Source organism: uncultured Alistipes sp. (assembly GCF_910580175.1).
GTDB lineage: Bacteria > Bacteroidota > Bacteroidia > Bacteroidales > Rikenellaceae > Alistipes.
In genome coordinates this window covers 227500-251646 of the sequence record NZ_CAJTXD010000001.1, presented here as the reverse complement: position 1 = coordinate 251646, position 24147 = coordinate 227500, and the positions used below count along the sequence as shown (strand labels likewise).

The following is a 24147-nucleotide window of genomic DNA, read 5'->3' as shown; positions in this document are numbered from 1 at the left end:
TTTTGAGGGTGTGCTTGGGGGAGTTATTGGTTGGGCAAATGCCGGAATTGGCGGCATCGTTTCAAAGAAAACGGCTTCTGCGGTAGCAAGCCAATGGCTTTGGCGGTAAGTTGAAGGGTGGTATGCTATTTTAACATTAATAATGCCATTTGCGTTGTACATTTTTGCAGATGCAACAAGTCGGTCCAGCATATTTTGTGTTGTCATATCGTCGAACGAGAATGTCGATGAGACTGTTTGTACAGAAGTTTCTTTGTATTCAACCGCTATATTTCCAAGCGAAATGTATGAATATCCGGTAAAGTTGGATAAGGCAGAGACCAGGAATCCGTCGTTCATATAGCGAGTGTAATCTGTATAATACACTTTTTGATAGGATTGATGATATGCTGTTGCAGTGCACCCGGTCTGCACTATGACAATTATGGCGAGATGTAGTAACTTTTTCATCCTTATTTTTTATTTCTGAAACTTCATCGTGTATTTCCGAATCGGGGCAAGCAGCCACAAAGGCAGTATCTTGCAGATCGGTATTCCGATGCGGTTCCACCAGTCTGGTACGCACGTGCGGCGGCCGCACCATAGCGCATGCAGTCCGCGGCGGGCGCATTTGTCGGCCGATATCAGGGCGCCCAGCCGCAGGCCGATGCGTTGCCAGCGGGGCGGCAGGCCGTAAAGATCCGTCGCCACGCCTGCCGGGCAGACCACCGTTACCCGGATGCCGTGTTCGCGCATTTCTTTGGCGAAGCAGACCGAGAATTGGTGCAGATAGGCTTTCGAGGCGCTGTAAAGCGCCAGTCCTGGAAAGGGCATCCATTGCGAGTAGGAGGCCATGTTCAGCAGATGGCCCCGTATGCCGCCTCTGACCATATCTTCTGCATAGAGCCGGCATAGTTTCGTGTTGGTCATCGCGTGCAGCAGAATCATCCGTTCGATCCGTTCGGGCGGAGTCGCCAGTATGTCGCAGAACGAGAACATGCCCGCGTTGTTGATTACCACGTGCGGTTCGATGCCTGCCGCTGTTGTTGCCGCATGCAGTTCTTCCGCCGCTTCCGCCCGGGCCAGGTCGCAGAGCGTAAGATATACTTCCGCACAGCCTGCCGCCAGCAGTTCCGTTTTTACGGTTTCCAGCGGTTCGGGTCGGTTGCCGACCAGCGCCAGCCGGTAGCCCAGGGCCGCCAGCCGCAGGGCGTAGCTGCGGCCGATGCCCGACCCCGCGCCCGTTACCAGCGCCCAGGCGCTTCCGTGCTTTACTTCTCCGCGTCGCATCTCACTTGATTTTCGCCAGTTCGCGCCATATCTTTTCCGGTATGGGTTCCTGGCAGTTGTGGCAGCATTGCATGTCCACCGAGTACATGCGGGCCATGCAGTAGTCGCGGTGGTCGCAGCCCGAGCGGGTCGTCATGTCGCCGTCGCGCAGTTTATTGACGAACCCCGGGTCGTTGACCAAGGCCCGGGCCATCTGCACCAGTTCGAATCCCGCGTCCAGCACCTTTTCGATCCCTTCGCGGCTGACGAGGCCGCCTACATAGACCAGCGGGCATTCCAGAACTGCGCGGAATTTCTTCGCATTCTCCAGGAAGTAGCATTCCTCGAAATCGTATTGGCGGATCATCCGGTTGCCGAAAAGGTTGATGACGATCTTTTGCGGCCACGACGACCACGGCATGTAGTAGCTCATGGTCTTGGTCGGTATGCGGCCGCGCATCACGGCCATCGGAGCTTTCGACACGAATCCTGAGGTCAGTACGATGCCGTGCACCCCCAGCCGTTCGATTTCGCGGGCGATTTCTATGCTCTCCGGCACCTGGATGCCGCTTTTGAACCCGTCTTCCATGTTGTGTTTTACCAGTACCGCCATGCCGCATTGCGCCGCCGCCTCGAGCACCTCCTCCAGACACATCCGCATGAAGCGCATGCGGTTTTGCAGCGAGCCGCCGTATTCGTCGCGCCGATGGTTGGTGTAGGGCGACAGGAATTGCGAGATCAGGTAACCGTGTCCCGCATGCACTTCCACCGAATCGAACCCTGCTTCATGGGCCGTACGGACGGCTTGTCCGAAGTCTTTGGCGAACGTTTCGCATTCGCTTCGGCGCATGCCCCGCACGAAAGTCGGCGAGTAGAGGTTGAATCCCGTCGAAGCGCCTACCGGGAAACATCCCGCCGTCGACCAGTGGGTCATGTTGCCGCAGTGGCCGATCTGGATACCCGCTGCCGCTCCTTCCGCATGGATCGCGTCGGTCATGTCGCGCAGGCCCGCTGCAATTTCGGGCCGCAGCCATAGTTGTTTGTTGAACGATACGCCGCTGCGGTTGACCGACGCATAGGCTACCGTCGTCATGCCTACGCCTCCGCGGGCCACCGACACATGGTAGTCTTTGAGTCGTTCGGTGGGGCCGAAATCTTTGCCCATCGATTCGAATGCGGCCGAGCGGATCGTGCGGTTGCGCAGCGTCAGCGGCCCCAGTTTATAAGGTGTAAAAAGTTCCGACATATCAGTAAACGAACGGTATGATCTTTTTGCGTTTGAGCGATGTGAATTCTTCGCCGAATTCTTTTTCGTAGCGTCGGTAGAGCGATGCCGCACGGGGTGCCAGGTTGGCGAACGTCCACCACGCGAAGACCGCTCCGGCCCACGACCACGAAGCTACGGCGAACCCCGTCCATTCGAGCACCTCGCCGAAGTAGTTGGCCGACGAGACATAGCGGAACATGCCGCCGCGCGGAATGTAGTGGCGCGTGTCGCCCGGGCGGCGCAGGTTGCGGATCACATGGTCGGAGTGGAGATTCACGGCCATACCGGCCAGGAACAACGCGCCGCCGATCCAGATGTAGGGTTTCGTCAGCCAATCGGCGTAGTAGTCCGCCGGCGAGACATAGAATATCCAGCCGCCTTGCATCAGGGCGTTCAGTGCGTTGAACGTCATGCCCATCGATACGATGCCGAGCGGCATTTTCGAGTTGCCGCGCAGCAGCAGCGGGAAGATGAACGAGCGTTGGAAATAGTGGGCTTGGAAAAGCAGGAACAGCGCCAGCGGCCCTGTTTCCCATATGCGGTCGCTCGAAGCCCAGAGCACGCACATCAGCACGAATACGGGCGATTCCATCACTATCCAGCCGATTTTGTTGGGCATCGGAGGGCCGTATTTCGGGTTGAAAAGATAGCCGTAGCCGGCTTCGAAGAAGTGTAGCGCCACGAAGACGCCTGCGGCTGCCAGGGCCATGACGACGAGAAAGATTTCGAAAGTCTGGGTCATGCGAAAGGAATTTTTTCCGCTAAAGCTAAATCGGTATAAAAGTAGCAAAAAATCCGTTAATCGGCAATTTTTCGGGGTAGAAGTGCAGAAATGGAGGGGCGCTCCTTCTTCGGGCTGCAACCCGACGTGCCGTAGGCTGAGGAGAAAAAACAAAGGACAGCACCGCACTTGTGCGGGCTGTCCGTCCGATCCGTCCTCGACTCGGAGCAGTCGTGTGTCGCGGGGAAGGTCCCTGAATAGTCGGTAGCCATTACCGTCCGCGAGGAAACGCCTGTCGGAGCATGACGGAATTCGTGAAGCGACATCGCTGGGGCGCCGGTCGCACCCGTGGCGGTCGTATGAGGAATCGTTGCACGAATCGTGCCGAAAAGGCGCGGATATGGAATTTTGTGTTTTCCGTCGCAGCTTTCCGTCCGAAATCCGACCGTGTCCGCTTCCTGTCTCCGTTCTGTCCGTCTCTGCGTCCGCATCCGCCCGGCAGAATTTCCCTTCGAAGTTCGCCGCCCGAATGGTTTCCTGGCGTCGTCCGTTTCTGCTTCTCGGTCTTTCGCTTTGCGGCATGGTTTTGTTGTGCAGGCGTCTTCGGTTATTTGGTTTTTCGCCTGGAAATCGGTAGTTTTGGCATGTCGAAAACGCATGAGCGGCCGAACGATGAACGCATGGACGGTCGATGCTCGAAATGCCGAAAACTTTTGTACGAATGAAAAAGATCGTTGTTTTCTCCGGTGCCGGAGTGAGTGCCGACAGCGGATTGGCCACGTTCCGCGATGCCGACGGTTTGTGGGCCGAGTATCGTATCGAGGATGTCTGTACCCCCGAGGCCCTGACCAGCAACCGGGCATTGGTGGTCGGGTTCTATAACAAGCGGCGGCGCGAAATGCTCGCTGCCGAGCCTAATGCAGGGCATCGGGCCATTGCGGCCTTGGAGACGCATTTCGACGTCGAGGTCGTCACACAGAACGTCGACGATCTCCACGAGCGGGCCGGATCGTCGCACGTCACTCATTTGCACGGCGAGTTGATGCGGCTGCGTTCCGAGCGCGACCCGGAGTTGATCGTTCCCGTCGAGGGATGGGAGCAGCCGCTCGACGCCCGGGCACCGGACGGGGCATTGCTGCGTCCGCATATCGTCTTTTTCGGCGAGGCGGTGCCCATGTTCGATGCTGCGGTGCGGATCGTCTCCCGGGCAGACATCCTGGTGGTCGTCGGAACATCGTTGGCCGTCTATCCCGCCGCTTCGTTGGTGCGTTATGCTCGTCCCGAGGTGCCGGTCTACGTGGTCGATCCCGGTCATCCCGATACGTCATGGATTCGCAATCCGTTGATTTTCATTCATAAGCGAGCAGCCGAGGGAATGCCTGAGCTGGCGGAACTTTTGCAGCGGGAGTCGGTTTAAAGGAGCGTTGCGATCGAAAATTCCCGATTTGTGTTATTTTTGCAGCCCGAAAACGATTTTGCAGATATGACGCTTTTCACTTTTATCGAGATTCTCGGTACGCTCGCTTTCGCCATCAGCGGCATCCGGCTGGCTTCGGCCAAGCGGTTCGATTGGTTCGGGGCTTATGTCGTGGGGTTTACCACGGCCATCGGCGGCGGTACGCTGCGCGATCTGATGTTGTCGCTCACGCCATTCTGGATGCTCGATTCGACTTATCTGGTTATCACAGCGTTCGCCCTGGCGATCGTCATCGTGCTGGGGCGTTATCTGATCCGGTTCAACAATACGTTTTTCATCTTCGATGCCATCGGATTGGGGCTTTTTACGGTCGTCGGCATCGAAAAGACCCTTGCAGCCGGGTTCCCGCTTTGGGTGGGTGTCATTATGGGCACCATTACCGGTGCTGCCGGAGGTGTCTTGCGCGATATTCTCATTAACGAAGAACCGTTGATTTTCCGCAAGGAAATCTATGCTCTGGCATGCGTTTTCGGCGGCGTGGTCTTCGGAATCTGCCAGCAGTTGCAGTTGGGCACAAGCATGATCGAAATCGCCACAGCCTTGAGTGTCATCGTCGTGCGGATCATTGCCGTGCACTACGGTCTGAAGCTCCCGATATTGAAATAAATGGCCTGAAATTTCCGATATTGAAATAAGCGGGGCGCAATCCTGCCATTCTTGATTTTGCAAAGTAAAATCCCGCCAGTCGTCGGCGGGTTCCTGCTTTCCCGTCGTCCGTTTTCCGATTTTCCGGTGGCTTTTGTTCGCTTTCCGGTTTCCCGCTCCTTTCGGTTGCACTCCGCCCGTTCTCTGCACCTTTCCTTGCGCCTGCATCCGTGTCAGGTGGTGCAGCGGCGTGTCGGTCGTTTGCAAGTTGAGGCGCAAAATGCGTGTCGTTTCCCGGCCTGGCTATCGGTCTTTCTTGAAGTATAGTTCCAGCAGTTCCTTGGCTGCTATGAACGAGGATATTTTGTCGTCCAGCACTCGTTTTTCGTAGTCGCCGATGCGGGTTTCGATTTCCGGCGCATGGTAGAACGAGTTGCGCAGCGCTTCGTGGATCGATTCGTACATCCAGTATTTGTTTTGCCGGTTGCGGTTGTGTTTGAAATAGCCGTTGTTGCGGGTGTGTTCCAAAAATTCTTCCACTCCTTTCCACACTTCTTCTATGCCTGTGCCGGTTACCGACGAGCAGGCGAGCACCCGGGGCCTCCAGCCCGAATCCGGAACCGGAAAAAGCCGCAGTGCACCTTGGAATTGTGTGCGTGCCAGTTCTGCTTTGTGGATGTTTTCGCCGTCGGCCTTGGTAATGACCATCAGGTCGGCCATCTCCATGATTCCGCGTTTGATGCCTTGCAGTTCGTCGCCGGCGCCCGAAATCTGCAACAGCATGAACAGGTCGACCATCGAGTGTACGGCCGTTTCCGACTGGCCTACGCCTACCGTCTCGATGAAGATCACATCGAATCCCGCCGCTTCGCACAGCACGATCGTCTCGCGCGTCTTGCGGGCTACGCCGCCCAGCGATCCGGCCGAGGGCGAAGGGCGGATGAAGATGTCCGGATTGTGGCAGATGCTCTCCATGCGGGTCTTGTCGCCCAGAATCGAGCCGCCGCTGCGCTCCGACGAGGGGTCGATGGCCAGTACGGCGAGCTTGTGCTTCAATGACGCCACCATGTTGCCTATGGCTTCGATGAAAGTCGACTTTCCTGCGCCCGGCACGCCTGTAATGCCGATGCGGATCGATTTTCCGGCATGGGGCAGGCAGCGTTCGATTATTTCTTGCGCCTGGGCATAGTGTTCGGGATTGTTCGATTCGATCAGCGTAATGGCTTGCGAGAGGGTCGTTATGTTGCCCGCAAGGATTCCCTCCACATATTCTTCGGTCGTGAGGTTGCGCTTCTTTCGCCGCGTGAAGTAGGGGTTGACGATCGGCTGCCCTTCGACGCCTTGCGTCACGTTCAGCGCCGTGTCATGATGCGTGTCGGCGTATTCTTTTTCGTAGTGATTTATCTTGCTGAAAGTCATTTCGCTGTTATTTGGAGTTCTCGATGATTTCGGGCGTCAGTTGCAGCGTGTTGCCCATCCACAGCGCCCGGTTGCGCGGGCCGAGCAGTACGCCGAACGGGACGTAGCTTACCCCGTAGGCGGCGAAAAGTTTGCCCGACGGGTCGAACCCCACACCGATCCGAGGCGAAAGATAGGGTGCCAGTTGCAATGCGATTTTTTCTTCGGGTTCGCATGCCAGTACGACGATCCGCAGTCCGTCGCCCGCTTGTGCCGACAGCTCTTTCAGCCGTTCCATGGACGAGAGCGATACTTTGTTCGACGAGTGGAAAAATTCGACGTAGGTCTTCGGTGCTTCTGCTGGAATTCTGTCCTCCAGCCACGACTGTACTTTCAGTTCGGGCGCGCGTTCGCCCAGAGCGATAGTCTGGCCCGCGGCCGGCAGCGCCGCGCATGCGAGGACGGTCAGAAGAAAGAGTGACGCTTTTTTCATAGGCGCGAACTTTTCAGCGAAGATAATGATTATTTGCCATACGAGCAATTTATTTTCCCCGGGTTCGGATTTTCGATGTATTATATGCGTGATATGCAATATTTTGTCGTTTTCTTCCACATCTTCTTTCCTTCCCGTTTTTCTTGCTCTCCAAGTTCGGTGCCGTTCAGCGGTTCGCCTGCCGTCGTCCGATCGGTCGTTTCGGATATTTCATGCGATAAACAGACTGAAAATAAATGCAAAAAATCCGTTTTAAAAAGTTGGCAGTTCCCGAAGATTCTTCTATCTTTGTGTGCGTAAAATAACAGTCCGTAAATTTTAGTCTGAAAATATTTTCAAATTTTAACTTATTTCTGTCATGAAAGTATCTCATATCGAGCATCTGGGCATCGCTGTGAAGAGCCTCGATGAGGCCATTCCCTACTGGGAGGGCGTGTTGGGTCTGAAGTGTTATGCCATCGAGGAGGTCGCCGACCAGAAGGTGCGTACGGCTTTCTTCATGTTGGGTCAGACCAAGATCGAGTTGTTGGAGCCTACTTCCGAGGAGTCGACCATCGCCAAGTTCATCGAGAACCGGGGCGTCGGCATCCACCACATGGCGCTCGCCTGCGAGAACATCGAGGAGCAGCTGGCCGACGCCGAAGCCAAGGGCATCCGGTTGATCGACAAGACCCCGCGCAAGGGCGCCGAGGGGATGACCATCGCTTTTCTGCACCCCAAGTCCACGCAGGGCATTCTGACCGAGTTGTGCGAGAACAAAAACAAATAATTCGAGTTATGAGCGAAATTCAGAACAAGATCAACAAGCTCATCGAGAACCGCGAAACGGCGCGTCTCGGCGGCGGACAGAAGCGCATCGACGCGCAGCATGCCAAGGGCAAGTATACGGCCCGCGAGCGTATCCAGATGTTGTTGGACGAGGGTAGTTTCGAGGAGTTCGACATGTTCGTGACGCATCGTTGCTACGACTTCGGCATGGACAAGAGCCATACGTTCGGCGACGGCGTGGTAACCGGTTACGGTACGATCGGCGGACGCCTGGTCTACGTCTTCGCCCAGGACTTTACCGTCACGGCGGGTTCGTTGTCGTTGTCGATGTCCGACAAGATCTGCAAGGTCATGGATATGGCTTTGCGCAACGGCGCGCCCTGCATCGGCATGAACGACTCGGGCGGCGCCCGTATCCAGGAGGGCGTCAACGCGCTGGCCGGCTATGCCAACATTTTCCAGCGCAACGTCATGGCTTCGGGCGTCATTCCCCAAATTTCGGCCATCTTCGGCCCCTGCGCCGGCGGTGCCGTTTATTCGCCTGCGTTGACCGACTTCATCATCATGAAGAAGGAGACTTCCAACATGTTCCTCACTGGCCCCAAGGTCGTCAAGACCGTCACGGGCGAGGATGTGACCCAGGAGCAGTTGGGCGGCGCCACGATGCACACCACCAAATCGGGCGTCGCGCAGTTCGCCGTCGATACCGAGGAGGAGGGCATCGAGTTGATCAAGAAGCTGCTCTCCTACATGCCGCAGAACAACATGGAGGATGCGCCCCTGGCCGTCTGCACCGACCGGATCGACCGTCTGGAGGATTCGCTCAACGAGATCGTTCCCGACCGTGCCAACAAGCCCTACGACATGGCCGAGGTCATCCGAGCCATCGTCGACAACGGCGAGTTCCTCGAATCGGCGGCAAGCTATGCCAAGAACATCATCACTTGCTTCGCCCGCTTCAACGGACAGTCGGTCGGCATCATCGCCAACCAGCCCAAGTTCATGGCCGGCGTGCTCGACATCAATGCCAGCCGCAAGGCCGCACGCTTCGTGCGTTTCTGCGACGCGTTCAACATTCCCATCGTGACGCTCGTCGACGTGCCGGGCTTCCTGCCGGGTACCACCCAGGAGTACGGCGGTGTCATCACCCACGGCGCCAAGCTGCTCTTCGCTTATTGCGAGGCTACGGTGCCCAAGATTACCGTTACCCTGCGCAAGGCCTACGGCGGCGCCTACATCGTCATGTCGTCCAAGCACATCCGCGGTGACATCAATTACGCATGGCCGTCGGCCGAGATCGCCGTCATGGGTGCCAGCGGCGCCGTCGAGGTGCTCTACGGCAAGGAGTTGAAGGATCTGGCCGACAAGCCCGAGGAGAAGGCCGCGTTCATCGCCGAGAAGGAGCAGGAGTACAACGACAAGTTCTCCAACCCCTACAACGCCGCCCGCTACGGCTACATCGACGACGTGATCGAGCCGCGCAACACGCGCTTCCGCATCATCCGCGCCTTGCAGTCGTTGGCGACCAAGCGTTTGCAGAATCCGGCCAAGAAGCATTCCAACATTCCGCTCTAACAGAACCGTACGATGATGAGAATATTGATAGTAACGGATTGGGGATGGCCCGAAATGTTGTGGGTGGCGTTGATCAGCATCTGCCTGGTGTTCTTCATGCTGGTGTTGTTGGTCGGAGTCATGAAATGTTTCGGTTTCGTCTTCACGCGTCGGCAGCCTGCCGCTCCGGCCGCCGCTTCTTCGGGGCGCGTGGTCGTGCAGGGACAGGTGCACGAGGAGGAGATCGCAGCCATCGCCACGGCGCTCAAGATTTACCGCAGCGCCATGCACGACCGCGAGTCCGAGGTGTTGACCATCCTCAGCATCAAGCGCGCTTATTCGCCTTGGAACTCCAAAATTCACGGTTTAACCCAGTTGCCCGACCGAAAATAGTTTAAAGCAATGAAAGATTATTCACTGAAAATCAACGGACAAAATTATAATGTGCAGATCGACGAGGTAAATGAGACCTCGACCGTGGCCCATGTGACCGTCAACGGCACCCCCTACGAGGTGGAGATCGAGGGCGCGTCGACCGCTGCGACTTCCAAGCCGCAGGTCGCTCCCGCTCCGCGCGAGGCCAACAGCGGCATGATTACCCCCGCTACGGCGGCTCCTGCTCCGCGCATCGCCGCGGCAGCGCCTTCGGGCAGTTCGGTGGTCAAGTGCCCGCTGCCCGGCACCGTGTTGGACATCAAGGTGGCCGTGGGCGACAAGGTTGTCGCCGGCCAGACGCTCGTCGTGTTGGAGGCCATGAAAATGGAGAACAATATCGACGCCAACAGCGCCGGTGTCGTCAAGCAGATTCTCGTGCAGCAGGGTGCCACGGTCATGGAGGGCGATAACTTAATTGTCATCGAGTAGCCTTATGGGGAATCTGTTGACTGCAAGTTCCGATTTCGTATCGGAAAGTCTGTTGCGATTCGTCGAGTCGACGGGCATCGTCGGCTTCTTCTCCCAGATGGGGTGGGGCAGCGTCGTGATGTTAGGCGTCGCTTGCTTCCTGATGTATCTCGCTATCCGGCATAAGTTCGAGCCGTTGTTGCTCTTTACCATCGCATTCGGCATGTTGCTGACCAACCTGCCCGGTGCGAATCTCTACCATACGGAGCTTTTCGCCGGGGGGCATGTGCATTGGGACATCTTCGTCGCCCATGCCGGATTGCTCGATTACCTCTATCTCGGCGTTAAGTTGGGCATCTATCCTTGCCTCATCTTCGTCGGTGTGGGTGCCATGACCGATTTCGGCCCGTTGATCGCCAACCCCAAGAGCTTTCTCTTGGGCGCTGCTGCTCAGATCGGCATCTTCGCGACATTCCTCGGGGCCTATGCCCTGGGTTTCACGCCTGCGCAGGCCGGTTCGATCGGCATCATCGGCGGCGCCGACGGCCCGACGGCTATCTACCTCACTTCGATGCTCTCGCCCGAGTTGCTGGGGCCTATCGCAGTGGCCGCTTATTCTTATATGGCTCTCGTGCCTGTCATCCAGCCGCCCATCATGCGATTGCTGACGACCGAAAAGGAGCGTAAGATCAAGATGCGGACATTGCGTCCCGTCTCGAAGTTGGAGCGCATCCTCTTCCCCTTGGTCATCGCCATCATCATTTCGTTGTTGTTGCCCAGCGCCGCTCCGTTGATCGGTTGTTTGATGTTGGGCAACTTGATGAAGGAGTGCGGCGTCGTCGACCGCTTGAGCAAGACCGTGCAGAACGAGTTGATGAATATCGTGGTCATCTTCCTCGGCCTGACGGTCGGTGCTACGGCTACTGCCGAGGCATTCCTCAATTTCAAGACGTTGGGTATCCTCGTTTTGGGTGTAGTCGCTTTTTGCATGGGTACCGCCGGCGGTTTGTTGTTGGCCAAGTTGATGAACCTCTTCTGCAAGGAGGGCAACAAGATCAATCCGTTGATCGGTTCCGCCGGCGTTTCGGCTGTGCCGATGGCCGCCCGCGTCTCGCAGACCGAGGGCCAGAAAGCCGATCCGTCGAACTACCTCTTGATGCACGCCATGGGGCCTAATGTCGCCGGCGTCGTGGGTTCGGCCGTGGCTGCGGGTATCTTGCTGTCGTTCTTGGGATAGTTTGTTCCTGGTTGTTTTTGGGGCGGATTTCGGTCCGCCCCTTTTTATGTTTTTGTTTTGAAAATATGGATCGGATGCGTTGGTGGAGAGGGTTTTTGGTCTGGGCCGCGATCGGGGCGGTTGTCTTTTTGGCCGTCAGCTTGGTTTGTGCGTTTCGGATAGACGTTCGTTTCAAGCGCGACGGCAGGGAGACCATGGGCGTCGTGACGCGGATCTATTCCAAAGTCGAAACCCGTTCCCGGCGGGTTTCCCGACGCGTTACGCGGCGGGAGAAAGTAACCTTGTTCTACCTGGATTACCGGTTTTCGGTCGATGGTCGCGATTACGACGGCTCCCAGCAGATCGGACGCGCCCCGTCCGGTTTCCGCAAGGGCGATTCGATCGCGGTTCGTTACTTGCCCGACGATCCGTCCCGCAGCCGGTTGGCGCGCGACGGCGAGAAAAATTTCAAAGTGAAAAAAGTGCAGAGACGCAGGCATGGGCCGAGGCCCGTTTTGCCGCGGCCGGAAAGCGCGTGAGGGGCGATTCGGGGATTTCCGGTGCGTTCCGGGACGCGGAGTCGAGCCGGACGCAGCATTTCGGGAACTTTTTTCTCCAGGAAACCGTAATTTTTCGTCGTGCGGTTTGTCGGCTGAATATTTTTTCGTACCTTTGCGCACCCGTAATATGCGGGGAACGGATTACAACAAGTTAAATTAAACGTAAAACACAGTGGATTCATTAAGCTACAAGACTATCTCGGCCAATGCTTCGACCGTCACCAAGGATTGGGTGGTGATCGACGCTACGAACGAGGTATTGGGACGTCTTGCATCGCAGGTGGCTAAGATCCTCCGCGGCAAGAACAAGCCCAGCTACACGCCCCACGTGGATTGCGGTGATTATGTCATCGTCATCAATGCGGAGAAAGTGAAGCTCACGGGCAAGAAAATGACCGACAAGGTCTACACGCGTCACACGGGTTATCCCGGCGGCCAGCGTTTCGCCACTCCGGCGGATTATCTGGCTAAAAAACCGACTTTCCTGGTCGAGAAGGCCGTGAAGGGCATGCTGCCCCGCACGCGTCTGGGTGCCGCGTTGTTGAAAAATCTGAAGGTGTATGCCGGCGCCGAGCATCCTCACGCCGCCCAGAACCCCAAGAGCATTAAGTTGAACGAGATCAAGTAAGAGTTATGGAAGTTGTAAACACCGTAGGTCGTCGCAAGGCCGCTGTGGCTCGCGTATACGTGAAGCCGGGCAAGGGTCAGATTACAATCAACCACAAGGAGCTTGCTGTCTATTTCCCGCTCGAAATTCTCCAGTTCCAGGTCAAGCAGCCGTTGTTGGCTACCAACACCGCCGAGAATTACGACATTACCATCAACCTCGATGGCGGTGGTATCAAGGGCCAGGCAGAAGCCGCTCGCCTGGGTATCGCACGTGCGTTGTGCGAGATCGACGCCGAGATGCGTCCGACCCTCAAGAAGGCCGGATTCCTCACGCGCGATCCCCGCGAGGTTGAGCGTAAGAAGCCCGGTCAGCCCGGAGCACGTCGCAAGTTCCAGTTCAGCAAGCGTTAGTACGACCGGAATTTCGGCATGTACGGCGTCGGTTCCAAACTGCGAGGATTACCTATATTATATGGTGGTGTTTTTTCCGCCTTCGATTTCGGTACTGCCTTTCGGTTGCCGCGCCGCGGAAAACTTCGGGGATCGTCTTCGGATCGCTACCCGCGAAGTTGTTGAAAAGAGAATTAGAATCAGTTAATACGAATCGAAAATGTCACGTACAGATTTTAATACATTGTTGGAGGCCGGTGCACACTTCGGTCACTTGAAGCGTAAGTGGAACCCCAAAATGGCTCCCTACATCTTCATGGAGAAGAACGGCATCCACATCATCGACTTGCACAAGACCGTTCTGAAGGTCGATGAGGCAGCCGCAGCCATCAAGCAGATCGCCAAGAGCGGTCGCCGGGTGCTGTTCGTCGCCACCAAGAAGCAGGCCAAGGAAATCGTTGCCGAAAAGGTTGCAGCCGTCGGCATGCCCTACGTCACGGAGCGTTGGGCCGGCGGTATGTTGACCAACTTCCCCACCATACGTAAAGCCGTCAAGAAGATGGCGACCATCGACAAGATGACCGCCGACGGCACGTTCGATAATTTCTCCAAGCGCGAGAAGCTCCAAATCGCACGCCAGCGTGCTAAGCTCGAAAAGAACCTCGGTTCGATCGCCGACCTCACGCGTCTGCCCGCCGCTCTGTTCGTCGTCGACGTACAGAAGGAGGCCAACGCCGTCAAGGAGGCCAAGCGTTTGAGCATCCCCGTCTTTGCAATGGTTGATACTTGTTGTGATCCGACCGACATTGATTACGTTATCCCTGCAAATGACGATGCCGCCAAGTCGATCGCCGTGGTCGTCGAGTCCATGTGCGCCGCTATCGCCGAGGGTCTCGAAGAGCGCAAGCTCGAAAAGGAGAAGGAGACCCGCGAGACCGAGGCCGGTGCCGAGGGCGTCAAGAAGGAGGCCAAACCCCGCATCAAGAAGGCCGTGAAGGCTTCGATCGATGCCGAGGAGGAGGTTGTCAAGGAGGTTGTGGCCGCCGTCGAGACTCCCTACGAGGAGCCGGCTGCCGAGGCCGCTCCCGCCGTTGAGACTTCGGAGGAGTAAATCAGTAAGTTTTCCCGCGCCGAAGGCAGGGCCGAATCCGTTCGGTCTCTGCCGTGGCAGGGAAACTGCATGAAAATGAACGTTGAATACGATTAAAAATTTCATTGTTATGGAAATCAAAGCAGCCGATGTAATGAAGCTCCGCAAGATGACCGGCGCCGGCATGATGGATTGCAAGAAGGCGCTCATCGAGGCGGAGGGAGATTACGACCGCGCTCAGGATATCATCCGCGAGAAAGGCAAGCTCGTCGTTGCCAAGCGTGCCGACCGTTCGGCTACCGAAGGCGTCGTCGTCACGAAGATCGTAGGAGGCAAGGCTTACATCCTTTGCTTGGCTTGCGAGACCGACTTCGTGGCTCAGAATGCCGAGTATACCGCTTCGGCTAATGCCATGTTGGAGGTTGCCGTCGCTTCGGACGCTGCCGATCGCGATGCGTTGCTCGCCACCAAGAACGCCGAGGGCCACACCGTCGAGGAGATGGTGACCGAGAAGTCGGGCCAGACCGGCGAGAAGATTGAGTTGGCTTACTACGCCCGCATCGAGGCTCCCTATTGCGCCGCTTATGTCCACTTCAACAAGAAGTTGGGCACCATCCTCGGTTTCAACAAGGAGGTTCCCGCCGAGACCGCTCATGCCGTAGCCATGCAGGCTACCGCCATGGCGCCTATCTCGATCGACGTGGCCGACTGCCCCGCCGATGTCGTGGCTCACGAGCGTCAGATCGCCGTCGAGGCCATGAAGCAGGATCCCAAGAACGCCAACAAGCCCGATGAGATTCTCGAAAAGATCGCCGAGGGCAAGATGCGCAAGTTCTTCGAGGAGAATACTTTGTTGAACCAGTGCGTCGTCGGCGAGAAGGAGACCATCGCCGAGTTCATCCATAAGGCAGACAAGGACGCTACGGTCATCGCTTATAAGCGTTTCGCTTTGGGCGAGTAGTTGGAAGCCAGTTCCATAGAGTCTGAAACTCTATAAGTTTTTACCCCGGAAACCGATGTTTCCGGGGTAAAATTTTATGGGGGGGCGGGCAAATTCGGATATTCGGGCAAATTCGGATATTCGGGTAAATCCGATCTTCTGGTAATCTGGGGTATTCGGGTAAATCGGATGAAGATCGGATAAATCGGGGTAAAGATCGGGCCAGGTTGGGTAAAAACGGGTAAAACACGCCCTCCTTTGAATACGGAGATATTCGGAATGTGAGTTCGAAATCCGGAACTTCGAGTACAGATGTCCGGAGCATGGAAGCCCGCAGCTTGAAGCGAATGCGTGAAATATTCGGCCGCGGGGCTGGGACATAGAATGTTAGGATAGACTGGGCTTTTTTCGAATATCTCGGTGTAGCATGTCAGGACGCGCAGAGCGGATGTTTGTGCGAATGCTCGGATATTTTCCAAGAAGCCTTGTTTCTCTTATTCCACTCTTTCTATTTTCCCCAGTTTTACATACCATAGATAGCCTTCCGTGCGTCCGTAGCCCATGTCGCGCAGCAGGGCGCAGTAGTCGCCGATCTGGCGGCGGTAGCGCGCCGCATCGTGGTCGCCGAATTTGTAGTCGACTACTACCGCCCGCTCGCCGTCGATCATTACCCGGTCGGGACGGCGCGTCGAGGGGCGGCCCGGGATGACGATTTCGTTTTCGTTGCGCACCTCTTGCCAATGGCCGTCGAACCATTCACGGGCCGTGGGGTCGGCAAGGGCTTGGGCGATCGTGCGGCGCAGTTGTTCCGCTTCCGCTGTGTTCAGCGTTGCGTCGTGTTCCATCCGTTCGATCGCTTTTTCGATTTCCGCTTCGGTTGCTGCATTTTCGAATGCCCGGTGCATCAAGATACCTTGGTTGCGGGGCGAAAGTTCCGCTGCCGCTTCATCTTCGAAGTAGCGTTGCGAGGGGAGCCGCAGCCGCAGGTCGGCTTGCGCCGTGGGGTAGTGTTCCAGTACGGTGTGGCAGGCTTCGTTGCCTTTTCGGGTCGTGTCGGCCGGGCCGGTAAAGTCGCCGAATTCGAAGCGTTCGTTCTCTTCGCCGCGAGTGTAGAGGCCCGTCAGGTCGTTCAGCAGGGCTTTGTCGCCGTCGGCGGTCAGTTGTTCGAGCAGCAGCGAGCCGACATGGCGGGTGCCGCGCTGCGGAATGAATACATGCAGCGATTCGGCCGCGCGGGTCAGCGCCACGTAGAGTAGGTTGATGTTGTCCACATGGGCGTATACCGTTTCGCGGTAATATTCTTCGGAGAAGTCCGATTCGGCCATCGTTTTTTTGAATTTCACAGGGAAACATCCCGCTTCCGGGATTTCGCCCTGCGCTTCGGCCCAGACTATGTTTTGTACGTTGGCTTTGGGTTCCAGCTGCCACGAGCAGTAGGGGATCAGTACGGCTTTGTTTTCCAGCCCCTTGGCTTTGTGCACGGTCAGGATTTCGATGGCTTGTTCGTTGCGCTCCACGCTCAGCGAGCGGTTGCAGCCTTGTTCGTCCCACCAGTTCAGAAACAGCGGGATATCGGCTATTCTGTTAGTGCAGAATGCGATGATCTGTTCATGCACGGCTTGCAGATAGGCTGTTTGCTGTCGGTCTCGTTGCAGATCATGCCGTATCACGATGCGTTCGAACGCTTCTTCCGGCGATAGCAGACGTATCGAGCGGAAAAAGGTGCGTTCGTCGTCGGTCAGCGGACGGTCGAAGCCGTGCTTCAGATAGCGGTTGTAAATCGCCCGGTTGAGCGTATCGTCGGCGTTGAGCGCCAGCCGCAGGGCTGCCGTCACGAACGAACTTATCGGCGCGTTTCCGATTACCAGCGCTTCCTGCGTCATCACATCGAACCGGTAGCGGGGGTCTTCGTTGCGGCTCTTGAAGTCCAGCAGTTCGGCCGCGATCTTTGCGCCGTCAGTGGCTCCGCGCACCAGAATCATGATGTCCGACGGACGGAATCCGCGATCCAGCAGTTCACGGATGCGCTCTACCACCGGCGGTTTTTCGGCGAACGTCTCGATCGATACGTAGCCTGCCGCCGGGGCTTTTCGGCGGGATCGCTGGGCATGGCCGGCATAGGCGTCCGATAGTTTGTCGTGCAGTTGCGCTGCCGTCGGGCGGCCGATGTCGCCCCGGGCGGCCGCCTCGTCGATGCGGGCGTTCAGTGCCGCGTTGTCCGCCGCCACGAGACGTTCGATCATCCGGTTGTTGAACTCCACCACTTGGGGCAGGCTGCGCCAGTTCTCCTCCAGATTCTCCACCGTCACGTTTTCCGCTCCCAGAGCGTCGCGGGCCTGTTCATGCAGGATGCGCCAGTCGCCGCCCCGCCAGCGGTAGATCGATTGCTTGATGTCGCCTACGATGAATACCGAGGTCTCCTCGCTTTGCGCCATGGCGTTTTTCAGCAGGGGCAGGAAGTTCTCCCATTCGCGCACCGAGGTGTCTTGGAATTCGTCTATCATGAAGCGGTCGTAGCGGGTGCCGGCCTTTTCATAAATGAACGGCGCGTCGTTGCGGCCGATGAATTCCGAGAGCAGGTATTTGGTTTCCGAGAGCAGCAGCATGTTTTGTTCGTCGCAGAGACGCTGTACTTGGGCATACAGATCGGAGAGCAGAGCGAAGCTGCGGTAGTTTTCGCGCAGCAGATCGCAGGTGTTCCACGAGCGGATGTTGCGTGCGTAAACGTCGCATAGTGTCGCCAGCAGCGGTTGCAGCCGGGGCACGAGCGTTTCGGCGGGCGATCCTTTGGCGCACCACCCCTCCGTGGTCAGGCTTTGTCGTTGTGCCGTGGCCGTCGGAGCTTTCAGTTCGCCCGCCGCCACCGTGTAGAAATAGTGGACGAAGCTGCGGCTTTTGCCGCTGAAATCCGTCGCTGTCAGTCCTGCCGCCGTGATGATTTCCACGGCTTCGGTCGCGGCGGCGCGCATCTTTTGCTTCGTCGCTTCCGCATGGGCCGTCGCTTCCAGTACGATGCGGCGCAGTTCTTCCTTCGGGCGAGGCGAGGCGAGCGTCGTTCGGTTTTTCTCCTTGAAAAGTTCACCGCCCAGCGAAAGGATGCCGTCGCGGACATCCCACTTGCGCCCTTCGTCGATGCGTTCTTCCACGAATCCGGTCATCCAGCGCAGCAGGTCGCGGTCGGTGGCGATCGCTTCGATGAGCGAGTCGGCGCTCTTGGCCAGCACCGAGGCCGTTTCGATTTCGATATTGTAGTCCAGGTCGATGCCCAGTTCTTTGATGAATGCGCGCAGGATGCGTTGGAAAAAGGTGTCGATGGTCAGCACCGTGAAGCGCGAATAGTCATGCAGAATCCGCGTGCGGGCTTCTGCGGCGCGTTTGCGCACCGTCGCAGCGTCCATCTTCAGTTCTTGGCACAAACGCATAAGATAGGCGCTTTCGCCGCCCGAGGCCAGCAGGTGTATTTCTTTCAGAATGCGCGACTTCATCTCTTCGGTGGCCTTGTTGGTAAAGGTCACGGCCAGGATGTGACGGTAGAGTGTGGGTTGTTGCACCACGTCGTGCACATATTTGTAGGCCAGCTGGTAAGTTTTGCCCGATCCGGCGCTTGCATTCAGAATTTTAGCCTGCATAATCCGTTTTTCGCTCTCTGCGGGTAAAAGTACGAAACAAATTCTGAATGGCCAGCCGTTTGTCGGGATAATTTTCTTAAATTTGCGAGCAATAAACAAACAGATTTTAAATAGCATGAAAAAAACGATTCTGAGTCTCCTTCTGATTTGCGGTCTTTCCGTCGGCTTCGCCCAGGCGACCTCCGAGGGCCGCATCTCCGAGGCATCTGCGGGCGATGCGCCTGCGGCCGCTTCGTCTACCGAGCGCAGCGATTGGTTGGCGTCGTTCGATGCCGTGTCGGTCGACGGCGACCTCGACATCCGTTTCGTCCGCGTGCCCGAATCGGAAGCTCCCCACATCGTTTACGATACGAAAGGTTCTTACACGACTAAGTTCCGTGTCGATGTGCACGACCGCGAGTTGCGCATCCGCGAGCAGAGCGATTCGCGTCGTCCCGAGCGTACGACCGTCACGTTGTATTACAATTCGTTGCGGGCGCTCTCCGTGGCTCAGGCCGTCGCTTCGTTCGACGACGTATTGATCGCCGATCTGTTCGACTTGACCGTCGATTCGCGAGCCAGTTTGGTGCTCGGTCTGGATGTGCGCGATCTGTATATGCACCTCGCCGGCGAGAGCCGCGTCACGTTGACCGGTTGTGCGCATTATTTGACGCTCGCCGCTTCGACCGGCCGCGTCGATGCGCTCGACCTCTATTGCGTGGCTGCCCGGATCAACGCCCAGTCGCGGGCCAGGGTGCGTCTGAACGTTTCGGAGCGTCTGGAGGCCAAAACGTCGACCGGTGCGTCGATCCGTTACAAGCAGACGCCCGAGTTGTTGCGCGTGGCGCAGAATTTCCTGGCCGGCAGCGTCGGTCTGCTCGATGACGAGGAGGGCGACGAGCACCGATGACCGGTTTTTTGGAAGAGTTGGCGCGCGACCTCTATGCGCGTTACGGTGAGGACTTGAGCCGGCGGGCCTTGCTCTTTCCGTCGCGTCGCGCGCGCCTGTTCTTCGTCGATGCCTTGACTCGCATCGCTGCGCGGCCCATGTGGCAGCCGGCCTGGTGTACGATCGACGAGTTGATGAGCGAGGTTTCCGGGCTTCAGACCGGCGACCGCATCCGCTTGATCACGGAGTTGTACAAGGTTTATTCGCAGTTCCACAGCGAGCCGTTCGACAAGTTCTATTTCTGGGGCGAGATGCTCCTTACCGACTTCGACACCATCGACAAGTATCGCATCGATGCTTCGCAATTGTTCCGCAACCTCGCCGAAATCAAGGAGATCGAAGCCGACATTTCCTATTTGACGCCTGTCCAGTTGCAGCTTCTCGGCAGTTTCTGGTCTTCGTTGGGGCCGGAGTCCGACCTCTCCGAGGAGAAGCGGCGCTTTCTCGCGCTCTGGAAGACTTTGGGGCCGATCTATCAGGCTTATCGTCAGCGTCTTTCCGATCTGGGTATCGCTTACGGCGGCATGGTGCAGCGTGCTGCCGCCGATCGTATTCTTGCGGGCGACTTCGCCTTCCCGGAGCCGCGGCAGTATGTCGTCGCCGGGTTCAACGCCCTTTCCGAGTGCGAAAAGGTGCTTTTCCGTTTTCTCTCGACCGCTGCCGAGACCGATTTTTATTGGGATTACGACGATTATTATAAGAACGCCCCCGAGCAGGAGGCCGGCATGTTCGTGCGCGAAAACATCGTCTCTTTCCCTCCGCGGGCCGAGTTGTCGCACGACAACATGGCGCAGCCCAAGGAGTTGTCGGTCGTTTCGGCTGTCTCGAATGCCGTGCAGTGCAAGTATGCCGCCGAAATTCTTCGCGAGTATGCCCGGCAGCAACCTCTCGACAAGCGCACGGCCGTCGTGTTGACCGATGAAAACTTGCTCCTTCCCTTGCTCTATGCGTTGCCCGAGGAGGCCGGCAAGGTCAACGTCACGATGGGTTATCCCCTCAAGCAGAGTTTGGCTTATACTTTTGTCGAGCGGTTCGTGGAGTTGCAGGCCCGTCGTCGTACGAAAGGCGAGGGGTGCACTTTCTACCATGCCGACGTCGCAGGTTTGCTTTCCCATCCCTATGTCGCGGCCAGCGACGAGGTTTTGACCCGCACGCTGGCCGAAGAGATTGTCCGCGAGCGGCGCATTTCGGTCGATGCCGTTTGGCTGGGCCGCAACGAGTTGTTGCGCAGTATCTTCGCACCGGCTGCCACATGGCGGGAGTTGTCCGACGGGTTGCTCGGCATCATCCAGACCGTCGCTCGTATTCCCTATCGGGGCGACGATGCGCGTCAGCGCATCGAGTTTTTGGCCGTCATTTCCGAGGAGATCGGCAAGTTGCGCAATTCGCTCGAAGCGTGCGACATCGACATTACCGCGGAGGTCTACACTTCGCTGCTGCGGCGTCATTTGCAGACGATCCGTATTCCTTTCGAGGGCGAGCCGCTCGAAGGGTTGCAGGTCATGGGTATTTTGGAGACTCGCAACCTCGATTTCGAAAACGTCGTCATCCTCTCGATGAACGATGATAACTTCCCCGGCAACCGGATGTCGCAGGCTTCGTTCGTGCCTTATAACCTCCGGGCGGCTTTCTCGTTGCCCACGCCCGAGCACCACGAGGGGGTCTATGCCTATTACTTCTATCGGTTGATCCAGCGCGCCCGGCACGTGCACATGCTCTATTGTGCCCATGCCGACGAAAAGTCGACCGGCGAGCCGAGCCGCTACGTCTACCAGCTCGATTACGAAAGCGGGCATCCCGTGCAGCGGATCGAGGTGGGCGTAGACGTCAATCTGGCTTCCGCACAGCCGATCGTCGTGCCCAAGGACGAGCAGGTCATGCAGTGTTTGGAGCGTTTCGTCGATCCCGCCAGTCCCGCCGCCTTGTCGCCTACGGCTTTTTTCCGTTATGTGGCTTGTCCGTTGCGTTTTTATTTCCACTCCGTGGCCCGGCTCAAGTCCGACGAGGAGGTCTCCGAGGAGGTCGACGCGCCGATGTTCGGTACGATCCTGCATGCCGCGGCCCAGCGGCTCTATGCGGCCGTCGTCGGGCAGGCGCATCCCGGCGAGCGGTTGCAGCAGATGTTGCGGTCGGCCGAAGTCTCCGCGGCCGTCGTCGGAGCCATCAACGACCATTATCTGCGCGACGAGCACGCTACGGTGGCTGATTATTCCGGCAACCTCTTGTTGGTCAAGGATATTGTCGAGCGTTATCTGCGCGGCGGCATCATCCGTTACGACGCGGCGCACGATGCTTTCACGACGATCGGTCTGGAGCAGGAGGTGGCCTATGCGTTTCCGTTCGCGACGGCCGGGCGCACGCTCGAACTCAAGTTCGCCGGTATCGCCGACCGCATCGACCGGTTGGACGACGGCACCCTGCGTGTGGTCGATTACAAAACCGGGGCGCCGCATCTGGAGTTCGACGGCATCGAGAGTCTGTTTTCCGGCGAGGGCAAGCAGCGTTTGTCGAATATTCTCCAGACTTTGCTTTATTCGATGATGCTTTTTCGTTCGCGCGGGTGCGATGCCCGGCCGGCGCTTTATTACGTCCGCAGCATGCACCGCGACGACTATGCGCCCGATTTGGACGACAAGCAGATCGGACTGCGGGGAGCGTCTTATTCGTCCTACGCCGTGGCTTTCGAGCAGGCGGTGCGCGCCGCGCTGGCCGAGTTGTACGATCCTGCCGTGCCGTTCGTGCAGTGCGAGGATGCCGATACATGTAAGTTCTGCGATTTCAACATCATCTGCAAAAGATAGAGTATTTGCCCGCCCATGCTGCCGCCTCGTCCGATTCTCTATTTGCTTTGGCGGTTTGTAAAGGGGGGGCATGATCGTTTTCGTGCCGCAGTTTGCGGGGCACGCCCGGCGATAGCCGGATATTTCCGGACTTTTTCCGGGTGCTGCGGTTTGCGTGCTTCGAGAGTTGCCCGAAATTGTCGGGAGGGATTTTTGTAGACATAAAACGCCCCGGGCTACAGCGAGCGGCCCGGGGCATGTTTTCGAACGCAAAGAGTTCGGGTTATTCGTAGCGGCCCGATTTCAGCCGTTCCACTTCTTCGCGCGAGAGGAACCTCCATGCGCCGCGCTTGAGGTTCTTTTTGGTCAGTCCCGCGTAGTATACTCGGTCGAGTTTGGTCACAGTGTAGCCCAGGAACTCGAAGATGCGGCGTACGATGCGGTTGCGGCCCGAGTGGATTTCGATGCCTATTTCCTGCTTGTTTTCCTTGACATACGAGATTTCGTCGGCAAAGATTTCGCCGTCCTCCAGCGTGATGCCTTCGGCTATGCGATCCATGTCGGCCCGGGTCAGCGGTTTGTCCAGCGATACTTGGTAGATTTTCTTCTTGCGGTAGGAGGGGTGGGTCAGTTGCTTGGTCAGGTCGCCGTCGTTGGTAAACAGCAGCAGGCCCAGACTGTTCTTGTCCAGCCGTCCCACCGGATATACGCGTTCCTCGCAGGCGCCGGCTACCAGTTCCATCACGGTTTTGCCGGCATGGGGATCGTCCAGCGATGTCACATAGCCCTTGGGCTTGTTCAGCACCAGGTAGACTTTCTTTTCGCCTTCGACACGGCTGTCGTTGAATTTCACTTCGTCGGTGGGCATGACCTTGGTGCCCAGTTCCGTGATGATCCGGCCGTTTACCGACACCAGACCCGCCGTGATGAAGTCGTCGGCTTCGCGGCGCGAGCAGATGCCCGATTGCGCAAGATAGCGGTTCAGCCGCATTTCGCCGGTCTGCTTGGCAGGATCGTATTTCGGATAGGATACCGGTTTGTCGTTGCGTTTGCGGAATGCCGGTTTGTCGCCGTAGGGGCGTCCGCTTTTTTTGTCGGAGGCGTATTTCTCGCCGTGGTTCTTGGGGCCGAATTTTTTCGGGCCGCCTTTGCGGTCGTCGTCGGATCTGAATCCCGGTTTGGTGCCGAAGTGTTTCGGGCCGCGCTGTTCGCTGAATTGGCGGCGTCCATCCTGCTGCGGAGCGTCTTCGTAGCGGTTCTGCGGGCCGCGATAGGGCTTGGAGCCGAAGCGGGACCTGTCGTTGTCGAAGCGGGGTTTGCTATCGTATGCCGGTTTGTCGTCGAACGATCTGTACGTTTTTTTGCCGAACGGGCGGTTGTCGTTTTCTTGCGACGGCGTATCGTAGCGGTTTTGCGGGCTGCGGCGCGGTTTTTCTTCGAACGTCGGACGGTTGTCGTGCGTGAAGTTGGGATTGTACGACGCCCGTTTGGGACGGGGCGTTTGCTCCGCATCGGCAGCATCGCGCTGCAAACGCGGGCGACGCTCGACGCGTTCCGCCGTGGCGGTCACGGTGCGCTGCCGTTTGTCGCGGCCGAATCGTGCCAGCACCGTGGTCGAGTCGTTTTTGTTCTCTTTCATTATGATGTGATG

21 protein-coding genes are annotated in these 24147 nt (G+C 57.5%); 14 read left to right on the top strand and 7 right to left on the bottom strand.

From position 1 onward, the window contains the following. Positions 1-459: 459 nt before the first annotated feature. Genes QZ298_RS01085 through QZ298_RS01075 form a run of 3 tightly spaced genes read right to left on the bottom strand, consistent with a single transcriptional unit; the run spans position 460 to position 3257 of the window. Positions 460-1269: an SDR family oxidoreductase gene (locus QZ298_RS01085; protein ID WP_296004800.1), complete on the bottom strand. Its 810-nt coding sequence runs from the start codon at positions 1267-1269 to the stop codon at positions 460-462. 1 nt (position 1270) lies between these two features. Further along, a complete protein-coding gene (locus QZ298_RS01080; protein WP_296004798.1) occupies positions 1271-2494 on the bottom strand; it encodes an NADH:flavin oxidoreductase in 1224 nt (407 codons plus the stop codon). Between the two features lies 1 nt (position 2495). After that, complete coding sequence (locus QZ298_RS01075; protein ID WP_296004796.1) at positions 2496-3257, bottom strand: DUF1295 domain-containing protein; 762 nt, start codon at positions 3255-3257, stop codon at positions 2496-2498. A 700-nt stretch (positions 3258-3957) separates the two neighbouring features. Between QZ298_RS01075 and QZ298_RS01070 the strand changes: the two genes are divergently transcribed. After that, complete coding sequence (locus QZ298_RS01070) at positions 3958-4653, top strand: Sir2 family NAD-dependent protein deacetylase (protein WP_296004794.1); 696 nt, start codon at positions 3958-3960, stop codon at positions 4651-4653. A gap of 66 nt (positions 4654-4719) precedes the next feature. Next, positions 4720-5319, top strand: a complete 600-nt coding sequence (locus tag QZ298_RS01065; protein ID WP_296004792.1) for a trimeric intracellular cation channel family protein — start codon at positions 4720-4722, stop codon at positions 5317-5319. A gap of 282 nt (positions 5320-5601) precedes the next feature. On the opposite strand, the gene meaB is transcribed toward QZ298_RS01065, so the two are convergent. Continuing rightward, positions 5602-6717, bottom strand: coding sequence for a methylmalonyl Co-A mutase-associated GTPase MeaB (gene meaB, locus QZ298_RS01060; RefSeq protein WP_296004789.1), 1116 nt, complete (start codon positions 6715-6717; stop codon positions 5602-5604). A gap of 7 nt (positions 6718-6724) precedes the next feature. Beyond that, complete coding sequence (locus QZ298_RS01055) at positions 6725-7189, bottom strand: hypothetical protein (RefSeq protein ID WP_296004787.1); 465 nt, start codon at positions 7187-7189, stop codon at positions 6725-6727. Positions 7190-7547: 358 nt separating this feature from the next. Here QZ298_RS01055 and mce point away from each other — a divergent pair, with 358 nt between their 5' ends. The 10 genes from mce (at position 7548) to tsf (ending at position 15180) form a co-directional block, all read left to right on the top strand. Next, positions 7548-7958, top strand: a complete 411-nt coding sequence (mce, locus tag QZ298_RS01050) for a methylmalonyl-CoA epimerase (protein WP_296004785.1) — start codon at positions 7548-7550, stop codon at positions 7956-7958. 8 nt (positions 7959-7966) lie between these two features. Next, positions 7967-9532, top strand: a complete 1566-nt coding sequence (locus QZ298_RS01045; RefSeq protein ID WP_296004783.1) for an acyl-CoA carboxylase subunit beta — start codon at positions 7967-7969, stop codon at positions 9530-9532. 12 nt (positions 9533-9544) lie between these two features. Next, complete coding sequence (locus tag QZ298_RS01040) at positions 9545-9904, top strand: OadG family protein (protein WP_296004780.1); 360 nt, start codon at positions 9545-9547, stop codon at positions 9902-9904. A gap of 9 nt (positions 9905-9913) precedes the next feature. Next, a complete protein-coding gene (locus QZ298_RS01035; protein ID WP_296004779.1) occupies positions 9914-10375 on the top strand; it encodes a biotin/lipoyl-containing protein in 462 nt (153 codons plus the stop codon). Between the two features lie 97 nt (positions 10376-10472). Then, the gene (locus QZ298_RS01030; protein WP_363323905.1) at positions 10473-11591 is read left to right on the top strand and encodes a sodium ion-translocating decarboxylase subunit beta; all 1119 of its coding nucleotides are present in this window, start codon (positions 10473-10475) and stop codon (positions 11589-11591) included. A 65-nt stretch (positions 11592-11656) separates the two neighbouring features. After that, positions 11657-12109: a DUF3592 domain-containing protein gene (locus QZ298_RS01025; RefSeq protein ID WP_296004774.1), complete on the top strand. Its 453-nt coding sequence runs from the start codon at positions 11657-11659 to the stop codon at positions 12107-12109. 193 nt (positions 12110-12302) lie between these two features. Continuing rightward, on the top strand, positions 12303-12758 hold the full coding sequence (gene rplM / locus QZ298_RS01020; RefSeq protein ID WP_296004772.1) for a 50S ribosomal protein L13: 456 nt from the start codon (positions 12303-12305) through the stop codon (positions 12756-12758). Positions 12759-12763: 5 nt separating this feature from the next. After that, entirely contained in the window at positions 12764-13150 is a 387-nt protein-coding gene (rpsI, locus tag QZ298_RS01015) for a 30S ribosomal protein S9 (RefSeq protein ID WP_296004770.1), read from the top strand. Between the two features lie 199 nt (positions 13151-13349). Then, positions 13350-14240, top strand: a complete 891-nt coding sequence (gene rpsB / locus QZ298_RS01010; RefSeq protein ID WP_296004768.1) for a 30S ribosomal protein S2 — start codon at positions 13350-13352, stop codon at positions 14238-14240. Between the two features lie 109 nt (positions 14241-14349). Continuing rightward, positions 14350-15180 carry a translation elongation factor Ts gene (gene tsf, locus QZ298_RS01005; protein WP_296004766.1) on the top strand — a complete coding sequence of 277 codons (831 nt, stop codon included), beginning with the start codon at positions 14350-14352 and terminating at the stop codon, positions 15178-15180. Between the two features lie 473 nt (positions 15181-15653). Here tsf and QZ298_RS01000 read toward each other — a convergent pair whose 3' ends face one another. After that, positions 15654-18788 carry an exodeoxyribonuclease V subunit beta gene (locus tag QZ298_RS01000; RefSeq protein ID WP_296004764.1) on the bottom strand — a complete coding sequence of 1045 codons (3135 nt, stop codon included), beginning with the start codon at positions 18786-18788 and terminating at the stop codon, positions 15654-15656. A 115-nt stretch (positions 18789-18903) separates the two neighbouring features. On the opposite strand from QZ298_RS01000, the gene QZ298_RS00995 reads away from it, so the two are divergent. Next, the gene (locus tag QZ298_RS00995; protein ID WP_296004762.1) at positions 18904-19677 is read left to right on the top strand and encodes a DUF2807 domain-containing protein; all 774 of its coding nucleotides are present in this window, start codon (positions 18904-18906) and stop codon (positions 19675-19677) included. Then, entirely contained in the window at positions 19674-22517 is a 2844-nt protein-coding gene (locus QZ298_RS00990) for a PD-(D/E)XK nuclease family protein (protein ID WP_296004760.1), read from the top strand. The genes QZ298_RS00995 and QZ298_RS00990 overlap by 4 nt, the downstream gene beginning before the upstream one ends. 262 nt (positions 22518-22779) lie before the next feature. Here QZ298_RS00990 and QZ298_RS00985 read toward each other — a convergent pair whose 3' ends face one another. Next, positions 22780-24135, bottom strand: a complete 1356-nt coding sequence (locus QZ298_RS00985) for a pseudouridine synthase (RefSeq protein ID WP_296004759.1) — start codon at positions 24133-24135, stop codon at positions 22780-22782. Positions 24136-24147 lie beyond the last annotated feature (12 nt).